The organism is Nocardia elegans NBRC 108235, assembly GCF_001612845.1.
Classification (GTDB): domain Bacteria; phylum Actinomycetota; class Actinomycetes; order Mycobacteriales; family Mycobacteriaceae; genus Nocardia; species Nocardia nova.
In genome coordinates this window covers 246,682-261,580 of the sequence record NZ_BDBF01000006.1, presented here as the reverse complement: position 1 = coordinate 261,580, position 14,899 = coordinate 246,682, and the positions used below count along the sequence as shown (strand labels likewise).

Here is a 14,899-nt window from a genome sequence, read left to right as displayed (position 1 = left end):
GAGCAGTCTCGGTGCGTCATCTCGAGCACAGTTTGCCGGGCGCGGGAGTGCGCCTGGCCGCCGATCGCTGGGCCGGCGATCATGCCGACGGACGCGGCGTGGTGGTGTTGCTGCACGGTGGTGGCCAGACGCGGCACTCTTGGCGGCGCACCGGAATCCGGTTGGCCGAGGCCGGTTGGGTCTCGTACGCGATCGATCTGCGCGGGCACGGCGACAGCGACTGGCATTCCGGCGGTGACTACAGCGTGGGCGCCCTGGTCGAGGACCTGCGTGCGGTGCTCGCCCATATCCGGCAGGAGAATCCCGGACTGCCCGTCGCCCTGGTCGGCGCATCGATGGGCGGCAAGATCTCCCTGATCGCGGCAGGCGAGGACGCATCGCTCGCGCAGGCACTCGTTCTGGTCGACATCGCAGTCCGCGTCGAGGTCAGCGGCGGTCGCCGGGTTCGCGAGTTCATGCAGAGTGCACCGGACGGCTTCGCGTCGCTCGAGGAGGCCTCCGCGCGAATCGCGGCCTACAACCCCCATCGCCCGCGGCCGTCGCGTGTCGACGGGCTGCGCAAGAATCTGCGGCTGCGCGAGGGCCGCTGGTACTGGCATTGGGACCCGGCGATGATGCGATCGGCCGACGGTGACGACGACCGGCCGGTGAGCCCGCAGGTCTACGAGCGGGCCAAGGCGGCCGCGCAACGCATCACCTGCCCGGTGCTGCTGGTGCGAGGTCAACTGTCCGACGTCGTTTCGGACGAGGGGGTCGCCGAATTGCGGGAGCTGATCCCGCATTCGGAGGTGATCGATGTCCGCGAAGTCGGCCACATGGTCGCCGGCGACGACAACGACGTGTTCACCGCGAACCTCCTCGGCTATCTGGATTCATCACTGTCCGCACGCCCGTAGCGCGCCGGACATCCCGAAAGGAAACAACGACATGACTATCGACGTCGATGCGGCGAACAAGGTCCTCGGTGGCCTGCGTCCGTTTCCGGTCGCGGTCACCACGATCGACGGCGGATTCGCCAACGGCCTGATGAGCCTGTCCGCGGGCTCGATGAGCATCGTGCCGGAGCTGCCCCGGGCCACGGTCAGCCTGACCAAGTACAACAAGACCCACGACATGGTGCTCAGCTCCGGCATCTTCGTGATGCATCTGCTGAGCGCCGTGCCGGAGCAGCTCGACGCGTCGCTCGACATTCTGATGACGCTTGGCGGCAGCTCTGGTCGCGACGGTGACAAGATCTCGAAACTGCGCACCAAGACCGGCGTCACAGGCGCACCGATTCTGCTCGACGCGCACAGCTACGTCGAGGCACGGGTGATGGCCACCTTGGACGTCGAGGAGAGCACCATCTTCGTCGGCGACGTGGTCGCCTCGGAAATCCTCAACCCTGGCGAGCGGCTGCGCATCGGCGAGGCGTGGGGGAAGTTGCCGACCGAGTGGATCGAGCGGTACGAGACCAACCACGTGCCGCAGCTCGAGAGCGCTCGCGCCTATCGTGCCGCCGCGCGGGGCTGAGTATCCGATGTCCGCACCGACCTCCGACCGGATCGACGATCCCCAGGTGACCGGCGCCTGGGAGCTGCCCGAGGAGTTCCGGCTGTTGCGCGAGACCGTGCGCCGCTTCATGGATTCCGAGGTGCGACCCCTCGAGCAACAGCTTCCACACGATGCCGCGGGACTGCCGCGCGAGCAGTTGATCGCATTGCAGGACAAGGCCCGTCGACTGGGGTTGTGGGCTTTGCAGACGCCGGAGCAATTCGGCGGCGCCGGACTGAGCGTCCTCGGACAGGTCGTGGTGGCCGAGGAGGCCGCCAAATGCCGTATGGGCGCGTTCTTTCCGGCGCTGGGCGCCTTCGGCGGCAACCCGCCGAACGTGATGTTCAAGGCGACTCCGGAACAGTTCGCGAAATATGCCCAGCCCATCATCGATGGCACCGCCACCAAGGCATATACGGCGATCAGCGAGGCTTCGGGCGGTTCGGACCCGGCGCGCGCGATCACCCTCAAGGCCGTGCGCGAGGGCGACCACTATGTGCTCAATGGCACGAAGATGTGGACCAGCCATGCCGAGAACGCCGACTGGGGTGTGGTCTACGCCCGCACCGGCGAAGGGCGGCAAGGCATTTCGTGCTTCATCGTCGAGAAGGACACGCCGGGACTGTCGTTCCGCCGCATCGGTGTCATGGCCTCCTTCGCGCCCTACGAACTGCATTTCGACAATGCGGTGATCCCGGCCGAGAATCTGATCGGGGCCGAAGGCAAGGGCTTCGCGCTGGCCAGTGACTTCCTGATCCATGGCCGCATCCTCTATCCGGCCGGGCCGATCGGCATCGCCCAGAGCGCACTGGAGATGGCCTGTGCCTGGGCCAAGGACCGAGATGTGTTCGGCGGCAAGCTCGCCGACAAGCAGGGCATCCAATGGATGCTGGTCGACAGCGAAGTCGAGCTGCGCGCGGCGCGGCTGCTGATGTATCAGGCCGCCTGGAACGCCGATCTCGGCAAGGACGTCAAGGTGGACGCGTCGATCGCGAAACTGTACGGCACCGAGGCCGCGTTCCGCGTGGTCGACCGGTGCATCCAGATTCACGGTGCGCTCGGCCTGGCCGACGAACTGCCGCTCGAGCGGTGGTTCCGGGATCTACGCGTCAAACGTCTGGGGGAGGGGGCGACCGAGGTACAGCGGGTCGTCGTCGCCCGGAAACTGCTCGAGTGAAAGCGATACCGTGAGCCTGAAATTCAATCTGATGTTCCCGATGCGGGCGGTCAAGCACTACCCGCGCTGGATCGGCGAATCCGACTTCGGCGCCGTGGCGAAGTTCGTGGAGGATGCCGGATTCGACGGTCTGTCCGTCAGCGAGCACCCGTATCCGGACAAGAAATGGCTGGCCAACGGCGGCCATCACGCCTTCGACCCGTTCGTGGCGCTCAGCATCGCCGCCCAGGCCACGACCCGGCTGCGCCTGATCACCTATGTGATGGTCGCGGGATATCGCAGTCCGTATCTGGGCGCGAAATCGGCGGCGTCACTGGATCTGCTATCGGGCGGGCGGCTGACACTCGGCCTGGCCGCCGGCTATCTGAAGTCCGAATTCGAGGCGCTCGGAGCCGATTTCCCGCACCGTGGCGCACTGCTCGACGAGGCCATCGCGGCGATGCGGGCAACATGGGCGGGAGTCGACCACGAGGGTCCGCAATTCGGTGCGGCAGGCCATATTTCGCTGCCTGCCCCGCAGCAGCAGGGCGGGCCACCGATCTGGATCGGCGGTAACAGCGCCGCGGCGCGGCGTCGCGCGGTCGAACTCGGCGACGGCTGGCTGCCCATGGGGCAGTCCGCGGAGATGGCCGCGATCACCCGGACGCCGCCGTTGGAGGATATCGGCACGTTGCGCACGATGATCGGCGAGCAGAACGCCCGGCGCGCGGAGCTGGGGAAGTCCGTGCTCGATGTCTCCTTTGTGCCGTTCGAGGCCACCCTTTTGCACAGCGGGAACAGCACCGCATTCTGCGACGCGGTGCAGCCGCTGCTGCCCGAGTACGCCGATGCCGGGGTCACCTGGATCACCATCGAGCCGGCCAGCCGCAGTATCGACGACTTCCGGGCCGACATCTCAATGATCGCCGACCGGCTGATCAAGCAGAATCAGTAAGCGCCGCAGATGGTTTCGCAACTTCCTGAAACCCACGAGCGCGCGACGTCGGACTACGCCGAACTGGCAGAGACCGTCCGCAGGTTGCAGGCCGCCGTCTGTGCGGCGGACCCGCCCCCGGACCTGATACGTCGTGTGGTTCGCGAATTGGGATGCACCGCAGCGGAATTGGAAGGCTTCCGGGTGCCGGAGCAGCAACGCCCGGCACATCAGCGTCCGACCCCGGCGGTGACGCATCCGTCGCTGATCCCGTACGTCATCACCGAGGTCGACGCGACCCGGCTGGTGGCTGCCACCCACTTCACCGATGCTCACCTGGGCGGCAACGGTGCGGTACACGGCGGTCAGATCCCGCTGCTGTTCGACGATCTGCTCGGCATATTCGTCGGGATGAAGGCTCAGCCGGGTTCGCGCACCGCTTATCTGAAGGTCGATTACCGCCGCATTACACCGATCAACCGACCCCTGCACGTGGAGGCGTCCATCGATCGGGTCGAAGGCCGCAAGACATTCGTCAATGGCCGGCTGCTCGACGGTGCGCACGTGTGCGCGGTGGCCGAGGCCCTGTTCGTGCGGTTACTGCCCGGACAACCGTAGGTCTCGGCAGTTGGTCGGCACTGCGCGGCGAGAGCCATGCTCGATCAACGCGGGGGCGGAACGTAAGCGGCGGAACTGGGTTCGGTGGCGGAGTTCGCGCGCGACGGGCGTGCCGGTGCAGCGGAGACAGCACCGCTGATGGTTTCGCAACTCGCCGATATCGACGAGCGCACGCCGTCGGAGTACGTCGGGCCGGGCACCTTCCCTGGGGTGCGGGCTGTGTGGGCGGCGGCCGGCCGCGGACGTGATCCGCCGACCCATCTGTCGCTGATCCCAGATGTGATCAGCGAGGTTGGTTGGTGGCTGCCCTCGGTTCGCCGCGGCTCAGAAGGCGGAACGGTGGTGGGCTCCGTCCACGCAGATGTAGTGGCCGTTGAGATAGCCGGCCTGATCCGAACAAAGGTAAGCAATCGTCGAGGCGATTTCTTCGGGCTCGCCGGCGCGTCCCGCTGGGACTCCCGCCTTCTCGATCAGCCATTTTTTGCGCGCGGCTTCATCGGCGAGTCCCTCGTGGGTGGAGAGATACCAATTGGTCGTCTTGGTCGCGATCCATCCGGGGGCCACGGTGTTGATGGTGATGCCGAATTGGGCGTACTCGTCGGCCACGCTCTTGAGAAGGCCGACAGTAGCAGGGCGGGTGGCGTTGGCGACCGTGTGCGGGGGCAGACTCTGCGGTTCTTTGGCGGTCGCCGATCCGATGTGGACAAAACGTCCCCAGCCTGCCTCTCGCATGGCAGGCAGCACGGCACGCAGCATATACACCTGGCTGAGGGTGTACGCCCGGTATGAATCGACGTAATCCTCTGCGTGGGTGACCTCTTCGAAAAAGCCACGCGTGTGAAAATCGGCCTGTGTCACCACGATGAGTGGGGTTCCGAGTTGCTCGGTGACCGTGGCGACCGCGGTTTCGATACCTTCCTTCGACGTCATATCGGAGGACACACCGACGGCCGCGCCGCCTGCCTCGGTGATTTCCGCGACCGCGCGGTCGATGTGTTTTCGGGTACGTGCGACGATCGCGACCGAGCTGCCTTCTGCGGCCAGCATTCTCGCCGCCTCCTTGCCGATACCCCGGCTTCCTCCGACGACGAGCGCTACTCGTCCTCTGATTCGGTAGTCCATGGATGTGTCCTCTTCTCGATGCCCGGCTCGTCGGCAGATGCGCGCCGTGCCGAGCCGACCGCCTGGTGCGGAATCGGCCTCGTGACGCGGGTTGAGTCGACAACGGCAGAGGCGGTCCGCGCACGGGGGGCGGACCCCTCTTACCGCTGTGCTGCGGCGTGAATGCCGATCGTCGTCAGGCGCGGGGGAAGTTGAGCATGCGGCGAGCGTTGGTCTCGGTAATCATTTCGACTTCGTGATCGGGGACATCGGCCAGGACTTCGGCGGCGCGTTTGCGGCTGTTGGGCCAGTTGGAGTCGGAGTGGGGGTAGTCGATTTCGAGCATGATGCGGTCGATCCCGGCCTTGTGGCGGTTTTCGACGCCGAATTGATCGTCGATGAAGCAGCCCCAGAAGTGCTTGAAGTAGAGGTCCGAGGGGCGGGTGTCGAAGTCGATGGGCTGGTAATGGCGGTGGCGTTCCCAGACGAAGTCGGCGCGTTCGAGGATGTAGGGAATCCAGCCGATGCCGCCTTCGGCGAGAGAGAATTGGAGTTTCGGGTGGCGTTGCACGACGCCGGAGAACAAGAGGTCGGTCAGTGACCACATCAGGTTCGTGGAGAAGATGGTGATGGCCACGGCGAAGGGTGCGTCGGGCAGGACGACCTGACCCGGGATTGCCTTGGTTCCGGAGAAGGAGAATCCGGGAACGTAGGAACCGGAGCCGAAATGCAGGGACAGGACCTGTCCGGTCTCTTCGCAGGCGTCCCAGACAGGTTCCCAGTAGGTTTTGTCGTGGAACGAGGGCAATCCGAGGGGCACGGGGGAGTCGGGGAAAGTGATCGTGCGTGAGCCCTTGGCAGCGGTGCGACGGATCTCCCGGGCGGCTAGCGTGGGGTCCCAGGTGGGGATGAGGGACATGGGGATGAGCCGGGTGGGTGCGGTCGCGCACCATTCGTCGACGTGATAGTCGTTCCAGGCTTTGACGGCGAGCAGGGCAAGCTCTTTGTCCTTGGCGCGGTGGAAGACTCCGCCGCCGAAGCCGGGGAAGGAGGGGAAGCAGAGCGCGGCTTCGACTCCGTCGACGTCCATGTCCTTGATCCTGGCCGCGGGGTCGTAGCAGCCGGGGATCATGTCTTCGTAGCGGACGGGGTCCAGTCCCCACTGGTCCGGGGGTTTGCCGGCGACGGCGTTGAGTCCGACGGTGGGGAAGATGTCGCCGTCGTAGTGCCAGACGTGCTTGTTGTCGACTTCGACGATTTTGGGGCCGCGGTCTTTCCACTTCTCCGGGAGGCGGTCCTGCCACACGCGGGGGTGTTCGATGAGGTGGTCGTCGACCGAGACGATCTGATGGTGGTCCTGCAAGGGCATGGGGGGCTTCTCCTCTGACGAGGTTCTAGGCTGCTCGTCTGATACCAAAATTAGCTAACTCATTGATCTTTTTGGTCAGTTCTAGTGAATCAGATCATAGGCTCGAATGTGCGACTATCGCCGGAGTCTTTCCTGGCGGTATCACGCCATGAGGTTGGGGTTCTGGGTGAAGTGCCAGTTCAAACCCATGCGAACCTGTGTCGGATATGCTAAGAGGGTATTTATTCAGCTGATTATGAGTGTCTTGCGTAGAGTGCTCATCGGATACGCGGTTCGAGACGATGGAGGTCGCGATGACGGTGCAGGGCGGTAACCCCCCGGAGCGTGCGGACAAGGACGACCATGACCTGCTCACATACAGTGAGGTGGCCGTACGGTTGTACGAAGAGGTGGAGTCCCTCGCGCGGCGGGCGCGCGAACTCGCCGCGGCCGGTGAATCGGAAGAGCTGACGAGGGTGGAACAGCGGCTCGCCGTGCTGGAAGCCGCTCGCGACCGCAACAGCCGCCAGCCCATCAACGATGACAACTTCGAGAAGTTCTTCGGATACAAGGGTTTCGCGAGAAGGAACGTCTGAGTGCGGCGGTCTGCCACACCGGGTCGCTACAGGGGTCGGTGGCGACCCGGCGTGACCGCCGAGAGGATTACTGCGTCAGGCCGCAGTGATGTCGGATGTAGCTGTGCTCGTTCATAATTCGACCCATCCCGCGCCCGCCGAACTCCGGCGGGCGGCGGTGATGATGCGCTGGACTCGCAATCCGTCCGCGAGGCCGGGGACGTCCGGGGTCGGTTTTCCGTCGAATGCCGGAAGCCAATCCTCGAGCAGCAGCGCCAGTTGCCGTGCGGCGCCGTTCCGTGCTCCGCCCTCGAAGGACAACGCGCCCGAGCGTGGGATGCGGGACGAGCCGGGTGTGGTGCTCAGTGCGGGCTCGTCGGCGGTACCGGCGAGCAGCGTGCGTTCGAACAGTGTGCCGTCGATGGCCACCGCACCGGCGCTGCCGGTGATATCGAGGTGGTAGGAGGCGCCCGCGTGCAGGCCCATCGCGGTCAGTGTGTGGGTGGCCACGACCCCCGACTCGAAGCGGATCAGCACGGATGCGGTGTCGTCGGCGTCGATCTCGAGCAGGGAGCCGTCGGGGCGCTGGCGGGTCGGCACGGTGGTGCGCACATCGGCGCACACCGCGGCGGGCTCTCCGAACAGCCAGCACAGGTAGTCCAGGTCGTGGGCGCCCAGACCCAGCAGATAGCCGCCGCCGTCGGCACTGCGGTACATCCATTCCGATTGCAGCGGATGGGCCGGATGCCAGTAGTCGACCCGGGCGCTGACGCGTGCCGAATAGGGGGTGCCGAGATAGCCGCCGGAGATCAATTCGCGCGCCGCGTACTTCTCCGGTGACCAGCGGTCCTCGAAACACACCGCGTGGGCGACGCTCTTGTCCTCGGCGCGAGCGAGCATATCGCGCGCATCGTCGTCGGTGAGTGCCAGCGGCTTCTCGCACAGCACATGCTTGCCCGCCTCGATCGCGGCCAGCACCTGATCGTGATGGGCCACCGTCGGCGTCGCGATGGAGATGACGTCGAGGTCGTCACGCCGGACGAAGGTGTGCCAATCGGTGCTCAGATCCGTGATCCCGGTACGACCACCGGCCTTGTCCACACTGGCCTCGGTGCGCGCGCACAGGGCCACCACTTCGAATTCGGGGACCGCCCGGAATGCGGGCACCTGCACGTGCACACCCCATCCGACGCCGACGATCCCCACTCGCAATCGATCAGACACCACTTCTTCTCCTGTATCCGGACTTCGTTGTTCCGATATGTGTTGTGCGCCAGCCTATTTCGGCATGCCGAGCACGCGCTCGGCGAGAATGTTGCGCATGATCTCGGTGGTGCCGCCGGCGATCGTGGCAGAGCGCGACATCAGGTAGTCCTGCTGTGCGGCGGCACCGGTCGCGGTGGTGATCGCGGCCGTACCGAGCACCCGCAGATGGGTGTCGCCGATCGCTTGCATCGTGGTACTCCAGACCAGTTTGATCACCGAATGTTCGGCGCCCGGCGCACCACCGGCGGCGATCCGGCCCAGTGCGCGCTTGCCCAGCAGTCCGACCGCGCGGGCCTCGCTCAGTCGGTCGGTGAGCTCGGCGCGGGCGTGTGCGGGAAGTTCGTGGCCGGCCAGGGTGGTCACCAAATCCAGGACGGTCTGTTCCAGACGCCCGGCCATCATGATCACTCCGGCGCGTTCGAAGCCGAGCGTGGTCATGGTGACCTTCCACCCCTCGTGCAGTGGGCCCAGCAACGCACTGCGCGGCACCCGGACGTCATCGAAGAACACCTCGGCGAATCCGCCCTCGCCGGTGATCTGAGTGATCGGGCGGCGGGTGATTCCGGGGGTGTCCATCGGGACCAGCAAGGCCGAGATCCCCTTGTGCGGGGGCGCCTGCGGGTCGGTGCGCACCAGCAGCAGGCAGTGTGTGCCCTCCATCCCCTCCGAGGTCCAGATCTTCTGGCCGTTGATGACGAATTCGTCGCCGTCCAGCGTCGCGCGGGTACGCAGACTGGCGAGATCACTCCCCGAGCCGGGCTCGGAGAAGCCCTGACACCACACCTCGGTACCGGCCTGGATGGCGGCCAGATGCTCGCGCTGCTCCGCGGTGCCGTAGTGCATCAGGGTCGGCGCCACGTTGTTCACGCCCAGGACTCCGGCCAGCATGGGCGCACGCGAGCCCGCCAGCACCTGGTCGCAGGCGACCTGATCGACGATCGAGAGCCCGCGCCCGCCGAATTCCGTCGGCCAGTGCGGTGCGATCCAGCCGGCCTGGTGCAGGCGCTGCTGCCAGGACAGCCGGGCAGGGAACGAATCGTCGGCACCCCATTGCTCGTGATGCAGCGGCAGCAGTGATTCGACGGCGGCGGCGAGTTCGGCGGCAGGGCTGCCGGGGGCGATCTCGGCGGCTACGGTCGACGCGGCCGCGTCCCGGGTGGGGTCGAGGCGCTCGCGGGCGGCGCTCGCGCCGCCGAACAGCGGGGCGGAGGCGCCGGCCCGGCGATAGTAGAGGTGTGCCTCGTGCTCCCACGTGAAGCCGACTCCGGCCAGCACCTGGATATAGTCCGCAGTGACATGCTGTGCGGCCGTGACGGATTCGAGCAACGCCAAGGCGACCGCCTGATCCAGGGCGGCGGCCCCGGCGCCGGAATCCAGCAGCCCGGCAACTTCGCGGGCGGTGGCTCGCGCCAATTCGACATGGGCCAGCATGTCGGCACACTTGTGCTTGACGGCCTGGAATGCGCCGATCGGCTTGCCGAATTGTTCGCGAGTGGCCGCGTAATCGACCGCCGCCCACAGACAGTGGCTCGCGACGCCGGTCAGGTCACCGGCCAGGGCCAGCCCCGCGGTGACCAGGCTGCGGCGGATCGCCGCCACCGCGTCGTCACCGGTGGCCAGAACGGTGCCCGCAGCTTGCCGCAGATGCACAGCGCCGAGCGGGCGTAGCAGATCCAGGCTCTGGGTTCGCTCGGTAAGCACCGCGTCGGTATCGGAGGTCGGCACCGCGATCAGCAGCGGGCCGGATTCGCCCTCGGCGAGCACGAGGACGACGTCGGCCTCCGGCGTCAGGATCAAATCCGCGGTGCCGGAGACCAGCGCGCGATCGGAGTGGTCACCGGCCACGGCCTCGAATCGCCCTGCGACCGCAGGCATTCCGGTGTCTTCAGTCCACGCCACGGCCGGGATGACGCGTCCGGAGGCAATCTGCGCCGATAGGTCGCCGCCCACGACATTCGGTGCGCTCAGTGCGCCGAGCGCGCCCGCGACGGCGATGACCGGCGTCGGTGCCACGACCGAACCCAGCGCCTCGGCGGCCACGGCGAAATCGGCCCAGCCGCCGCCGGATCCACCCTGGGATTCGGGGATTGGCAGTCCCGCGACGCCCACCTCCGCGAGCTGCGACCACAGCGATACCTCGCTGACCCGGTCCGGGTCCTGGATCAGCTTGTGTGCGGAGCCGGGACCCCAGTGGCGGTCGAGCAGCTGCGCGATCGCTTCCACCAGCGACTGCTGCTCTTCGGTGTCGGCAACGACTACGGACGAGTTGATCACAGGCTGTCCCCTCCGGCATACGCGGAAAACAGAATCATATAAATAATTATGCCATGTCAGATTTGTTTCATGCCAGCAGTGCGGCGAAGCGCCAGTCCAGCACCTGCCGGTCCGTGGTGGCAGAGTTGTGGGCGAACACGCGCGAGCGCAGCTGCAATACGCCACCGTCGCCGCCCAGCGCCGTGGCACTGTCCACGGTGAGCTCGCTGGACAGGGTGTCACCCTCGTGCACGGGGCCGGTGTGATCACACGAATGCCAGCCCAGCACCGTGACGAGGTTGGGCAACGCGCGGGTGGCCTGTGCCAGCGCGACGCCGATGGCGTGCCCGCCGTAAACGAGCCGACCCTGTTCGCCGACCCGGTAATCATGGTGTGTCGTGGCGATATTCAGGCTCAGGCGAGCGAATTCGGGCGCGTTCGAGACGACATCACCACTCGATTGCCGGATCTGCCCGGCCAGCGCCGGATCGAAGTGGGTGCCCGGCACGGCCGCGCGGAACGCGCGCAGATCCCACGGCGGGGGTGTGATCCGCGCCGGCTCCGCGTCGGTGCCGATGCGCGACAGGTCGTCGCCGGGCACGGCCCTGGTGGGGTCCGGATGCTCGCTCAGCGGCAGCATCGCACAGCGGTGAAAATCGAGCACCGTGCGTTGCAGATGGTCGGTGCAGGTGATCCGCAGCGCGGCCAAGCCGGTGGGATGGCGGCCGGGTTTGGCGGAGTTCTGCCGAAGTCCGACGACTTCGGTTCGGGTGCGCAGCGTATCGCCGAGGGCGGGGAAGCGGTGGAAATTCAGCCCGCGGTAGAACAGGTTGGCTTTCACTCGCCGGGTCACGATCGTGGATTGGCCGATTGCGACATCCCAGACCACGGCAGGGTGGGCGAGCGCCGCTCCGGTGACCGCGGTGGACAGGTGTCGGTCCAGTGCCAGCCGCAGGCGATCGCCCGCGATGGCCTGGTGTGCGGCGGCGAGGCCGTCGGTCAGCGTGATCGAGGGCGCGTCGTCGAAGATCTGGCCGACCCGCAGATCGTCGAAGTAGGGCCCGTCGCTGGGTGTCGTCGTCACTGTTGTCCTCCGATTCGTGTCAGCACCCGCCGGGCGGCGATCGCGACGGCTTCGTCCAGCATGCGGTCGCCGAGCCGGGCGACCCCGGCGCCGGCTCGGGCAGCCTCGTCGAGCGCGGCGAGGACGGCGCGGGCGTGTTCGACCGCATCCTGGTCGGGAGTGAATTGTGCTGTGGCCGTGGCAATCTGGGCGGGGTGTAGAACCCATTTGCCGTCGAATCCGGCGTCGTGCGTCCACCGGACGCGGCTGCGGAAATCGTCGTCGTCGGCGACGGCGAGATGTGGTCCATCGATCGCGGCGACGTCGTTGGCCCGCGCCGCCAGCAGGATGCGATCCTGGATCGCCGCCCATCGCCCGGGCGGCAGGTCCGCGCTGCGGCCGAGTGCGGCGCCGAGATCGGCGTATCCGATCACGACGGCGGCCAGGGGAGCGGTGGTCCGGCAGATGTCGTCGGCGGCCAGCACGCCGCGCGGTGTTTCGATCAGCGCCTGCAGGCTCGCCGGATGGCCGTCGAGCAGTTCATGTGCGCGCTCGAGCGTCGCGGGGTCTTCGACCTTGGGTATCACGATGCTGTCCACGGTGCTCGTCGCGGCGAGCGCGCGCAGATCGTCGGCGGCCCACGCGGTCGCGAACCCGTTCACCCGCACCGCGACCGAACGTGCCGGATCGCGTTCGATTCCGCGCAGCAGATTCGCGACGAGTTCGCGCGCCGATTCCTTGGCGTCGACGGCGATCGCGTCCTCCAGGTCGATCACCACCTCGTCGGCACCGGCGTGCAGCGCCTTGACGATCCTGTGTTCGGCTGCGCCCGGGACGACCAGTACGGCGCGCCGCCGGACCGAATTCTGCTCTGACGGCATAGACGTGCTCCTGAGATGGGTCATAAATGTACGGACATTTGACCCGGTGGCCGACTTGCGGGTCCCGGGCGGTAGATCGGCACGTTAGCAATGCAACTGGCGCATGTCGACCTTTCGGCACGGCGTATGCTCAGCCAGCGAACCAACATTTTCGGAAAATGGCCGTACAAATTATCCACGGCCTGGAGGAGACGACGTGAACCACGGATGGCTGAACAGTGAGGAGGTCTTGCTCGTCGAGACCGTCAGGGCCTTCATCGACCGGGAGGTCAAGCCGAAGGTACAGGAGTTCGAGCACGCCAACCGCTATCCGGAAGAGTGGGTCGAGCAGATGAAGCGGATCGGCATCTACGGCTTGGCGGTGCCCGAGGAATACGGCGGCACTCCGGTGTCGATGCCCTGCTACGTCCAGGTCACCGAGGAATTGGCGCGTGGCTGGATGAGCCTGGCCGGGGCGATGGGCGGACATACCGTGGTCGCGAAACTACTGACCCTCTTCGGCACCGAGGCACAGCGGCAGGCCTACCTGCCACGGATGGCCACCGGTGAGCTACGCGCGACGATGGCGCTGACCGAACCGGGCGGCGGCTCGGACCTGCAGGCGATGACCACCCAGGCCAGACGCGACGGCGACGAGCTGGTCATTACCGGAGCCAAGACCTGGATCAGCAACGCGCGCCGGTCCGGGCTGATCGCGCTGCTGTGCAAGACCGATCCGGCGGCGGTACCACGGCATTCGGGTATCTCGATCGTCCTGGTCGAGCACGGTCCCGGCCTGACCGTCTCGCGCGATCTGCCCAAGCTCGGCTATAAGGGCGTGGAGAGCTGCGAGCTGTCGTTCGACAACTATCGTGCGCCGGTGTCGGCGATCCTCGGCGGGGCGCCCGGTCAGGGATTCGCGCAGATGATGAAGGGGCTCGAGACGGGCCGCATCCAGGTCGCCTCGCGGGCGCTGGGTGTGGCCGCGGCGGCGCTCGAGGATGCGCTGGCCTACTCCCAGGATCGGGAGAGCTTCGGTAAGCCGATCTGGAAGCATCAGTCGATCGGCAACTATCTGGCGGATATGGCGACCAAACTGACCGCGGCGCGGCAACTGACTCGCTATGCGGCCGAACAGTTCGACCGCGGGGAGCGCTGCGATATGGAAGCGGGAATGGCCAAGTTGTTCGCCTCCGAGGTCGCCATGGACATCGCGTTGAACGCGGTGCGGATCCACGGCGGATACGGTTACTCGACCGAATACGACGCCGAGCGCTACTTCCGCGACGCTCCGCTGATGATTGTCGGCGAGGGCACCAACGAGATCCAGCGCAATGTCATCGCCGGTCAGCTCGTCGCGCGCGGTGGTATCTGAGCCTCCGGCGGTCCGTAGGATCTGTTGCCCATGAGGCGGGACAGGGTGGAGTCGGAACCGGCGTACCAGGCGGTGGCGCGCAGTGTGCGGGCGGAGATCGCGGCCGGCCGCTACGCCGGTGGAGCGGCGCTGCCGACCGAAATGGAACTGGCACAGCGACATCGGGTCAGCCGCCACACCGTGCGCCGCGCGTTCCAGGATCTGGTCGCGGCGGGGGAGGTGTACCGGGTGGCCGGGCGCGGTACCTTCGCCACCGCCGCCGAACAGCGGTACCTGCGGCAGTTCGGTTCGATCGAAGACCTCATGCAATTGTCGTCGGACACCACCATGCAGGTGCGGTCGGGGCTGCGCCGCCGGGTCGACATCGAGGCGGCCAGCCGGCTCCGGCTCGACACCGATGTGGTGTACACGGTGGTCTTCGTCCGCCTGCACGACGGCGTGCCGTTTGTGTGCACGACCGTGCATCTACCCGAGCCTATCGCCCGTTCGGTGGCCGCGGCGCCCGAGCTGGCCGACGGCGCATCCAGTCCCTACACCGTGATCGGACTGCTGGAACCGCACCTGAACAGCCCGATCGTCGAAGCCGCGCAATCGATCACGGTGGCCGCGGCCACCCCGGCGACCGCCGCCGAACTCGGCTGCGCACCCGGACATCCGATGTTGCGCGTGGACCGGCTGTACTCCGATGCCGGCGGGGCGGCGGTGGAATTGTCGGTGAGCCAATTTCTGCCCGAGCACTACACCTATCGCGTGACACTGCGGCGATCGGGTGTCACCCCGGCTTGACCGCCCCGCGAAATATAGCTCAAAACGATCA

The 14,899-nt window shown here is 66.7% G+C and carries 14 protein-coding genes; 8 read left to right on the top strand and 6 right to left on the bottom strand.

The genetic code is table 11. The features are described 5' to 3' along the window. The first annotated feature begins 11 nt into the window (after nucleotides 1-11). Genes NE2_RS05920 through NE2_RS05900 form a run of 5 tightly spaced genes read left to right on the top strand, consistent with a single transcriptional unit; the run spans nucleotide 12 to nucleotide 4,241 of the window. Entirely contained in the window at nucleotides 12-896 is an 885-nt protein-coding gene (locus tag NE2_RS05920) for an alpha/beta fold hydrolase (RefSeq protein ID WP_063024547.1), read from the top strand. A 31-nt stretch (nucleotides 897-927) separates the two neighbouring features. Beyond that, on the top strand, nucleotides 928-1,512 hold the full coding sequence (locus NE2_RS05915; RefSeq protein ID WP_063024545.1) for a flavin reductase family protein: 585 nt from the start codon (nucleotides 928-930) through the stop codon (nucleotides 1,510-1,512). Between the two features lie 7 nt (nucleotides 1,513-1,519). Then, nucleotides 1,520-2,710: an acyl-CoA dehydrogenase family protein gene (locus NE2_RS05910; RefSeq protein ID WP_063024658.1), complete on the top strand. Its 1,191-nt coding sequence runs from the start codon at nucleotides 1,520-1,522 to the stop codon at nucleotides 2,708-2,710. A gap of 10 nt (nucleotides 2,711-2,720) precedes the next feature. Then, a complete protein-coding gene (locus NE2_RS05905; RefSeq protein WP_174553913.1) occupies nucleotides 2,721-3,644 on the top strand; it encodes an LLM class F420-dependent oxidoreductase in 924 nt (307 codons plus the stop codon). A 9-nt stretch (nucleotides 3,645-3,653) separates the two neighbouring features. Continuing rightward, on the top strand, nucleotides 3,654-4,241 hold the full coding sequence (locus NE2_RS05900) for a PaaI family thioesterase (protein ID WP_063024543.1): 588 nt from the start codon (nucleotides 3,654-3,656) through the stop codon (nucleotides 4,239-4,241). Nucleotides 4,242-4,565: 324 nt separating this feature from the next. On the opposite strand, the gene NE2_RS05895 is transcribed toward NE2_RS05900, so the two are convergent. Beyond that, on the bottom strand, nucleotides 4,566-5,363 hold the full coding sequence (locus NE2_RS05895) for an SDR family oxidoreductase (RefSeq protein WP_063024541.1): 798 nt from the start codon (nucleotides 5,361-5,363) through the stop codon (nucleotides 4,566-4,568). A 175-nt stretch (nucleotides 5,364-5,538) separates the two neighbouring features. After that, the gene (locus NE2_RS05890) at nucleotides 5,539-6,711 is read right to left on the bottom strand and encodes an amidohydrolase family protein (RefSeq protein WP_063024539.1); all 1,173 of its coding nucleotides are present in this window, start codon (nucleotides 6,709-6,711) and stop codon (nucleotides 5,539-5,541) included. A 293-nt stretch (nucleotides 6,712-7,004) separates the two neighbouring features. On the opposite strand from NE2_RS05890, the gene NE2_RS05885 reads away from it, so the two are divergent. Beyond that, the gene (locus NE2_RS05885; protein WP_063024653.1) at nucleotides 7,005-7,286 is read left to right on the top strand and encodes a hypothetical protein; all 282 of its coding nucleotides are present in this window, start codon (nucleotides 7,005-7,007) and stop codon (nucleotides 7,284-7,286) included. Between the two features lie 111 nt (nucleotides 7,287-7,397). Here the strand turns inward: NE2_RS05885 and NE2_RS05880 are convergent, their stop codons facing one another. The 4 genes from NE2_RS05880 to NE2_RS05865 form a co-directional block, all read right to left on the bottom strand. Beyond that, nucleotides 7,398-8,492 carry a Gfo/Idh/MocA family protein gene (locus tag NE2_RS05880; protein ID WP_233429681.1) on the bottom strand — a complete coding sequence of 365 codons (1,095 nt, stop codon included), beginning with the start codon at nucleotides 8,490-8,492 and terminating at the stop codon, nucleotides 7,398-7,400. A 51-nt stretch (nucleotides 8,493-8,543) separates the two neighbouring features. After that, nucleotides 8,544-10,805 (bottom strand): acyl-CoA dehydrogenase family protein, encoded by a 2,262-nt coding sequence (locus tag NE2_RS05875; RefSeq protein WP_218018562.1) that lies wholly within the window; start codon nucleotides 10,803-10,805, stop codon nucleotides 8,544-8,546. A 67-nt stretch (nucleotides 10,806-10,872) separates the two neighbouring features. Further along, a complete protein-coding gene (locus NE2_RS05870) occupies nucleotides 10,873-11,868 on the bottom strand; it encodes a MaoC family dehydratase (RefSeq protein ID WP_063024537.1) in 996 nt (331 codons plus the stop codon). After that, on the bottom strand, nucleotides 11,865-12,728 hold the full coding sequence (locus NE2_RS05865; protein ID WP_063024535.1) for an HpcH/HpaI aldolase/citrate lyase family protein: 864 nt from the start codon (nucleotides 12,726-12,728) through the stop codon (nucleotides 11,865-11,867). The genes NE2_RS05870 and NE2_RS05865 overlap by 4 nt, the downstream gene beginning before the upstream one ends. 196 nt (nucleotides 12,729-12,924) lie before the next feature. On the opposite strand from NE2_RS05865, the gene NE2_RS05860 reads away from it, so the two are divergent. Together NE2_RS05860 and NE2_RS05855 are read left to right on the top strand one after the other, a co-directional pair. After that, nucleotides 12,925-14,082 carry an acyl-CoA dehydrogenase family protein gene (locus tag NE2_RS05860; protein ID WP_063024533.1) on the top strand — a complete coding sequence of 386 codons (1,158 nt, stop codon included), beginning with the start codon at nucleotides 12,925-12,927 and terminating at the stop codon, nucleotides 14,080-14,082. A 30-nt stretch (nucleotides 14,083-14,112) separates the two neighbouring features. Continuing rightward, a complete protein-coding gene (locus tag NE2_RS05855) occupies nucleotides 14,113-14,868 on the top strand; it encodes a GntR family transcriptional regulator (RefSeq protein ID WP_063024531.1) in 756 nt (251 codons plus the stop codon). Nucleotides 14,869-14,899: the final 31 nt, after the last annotated feature.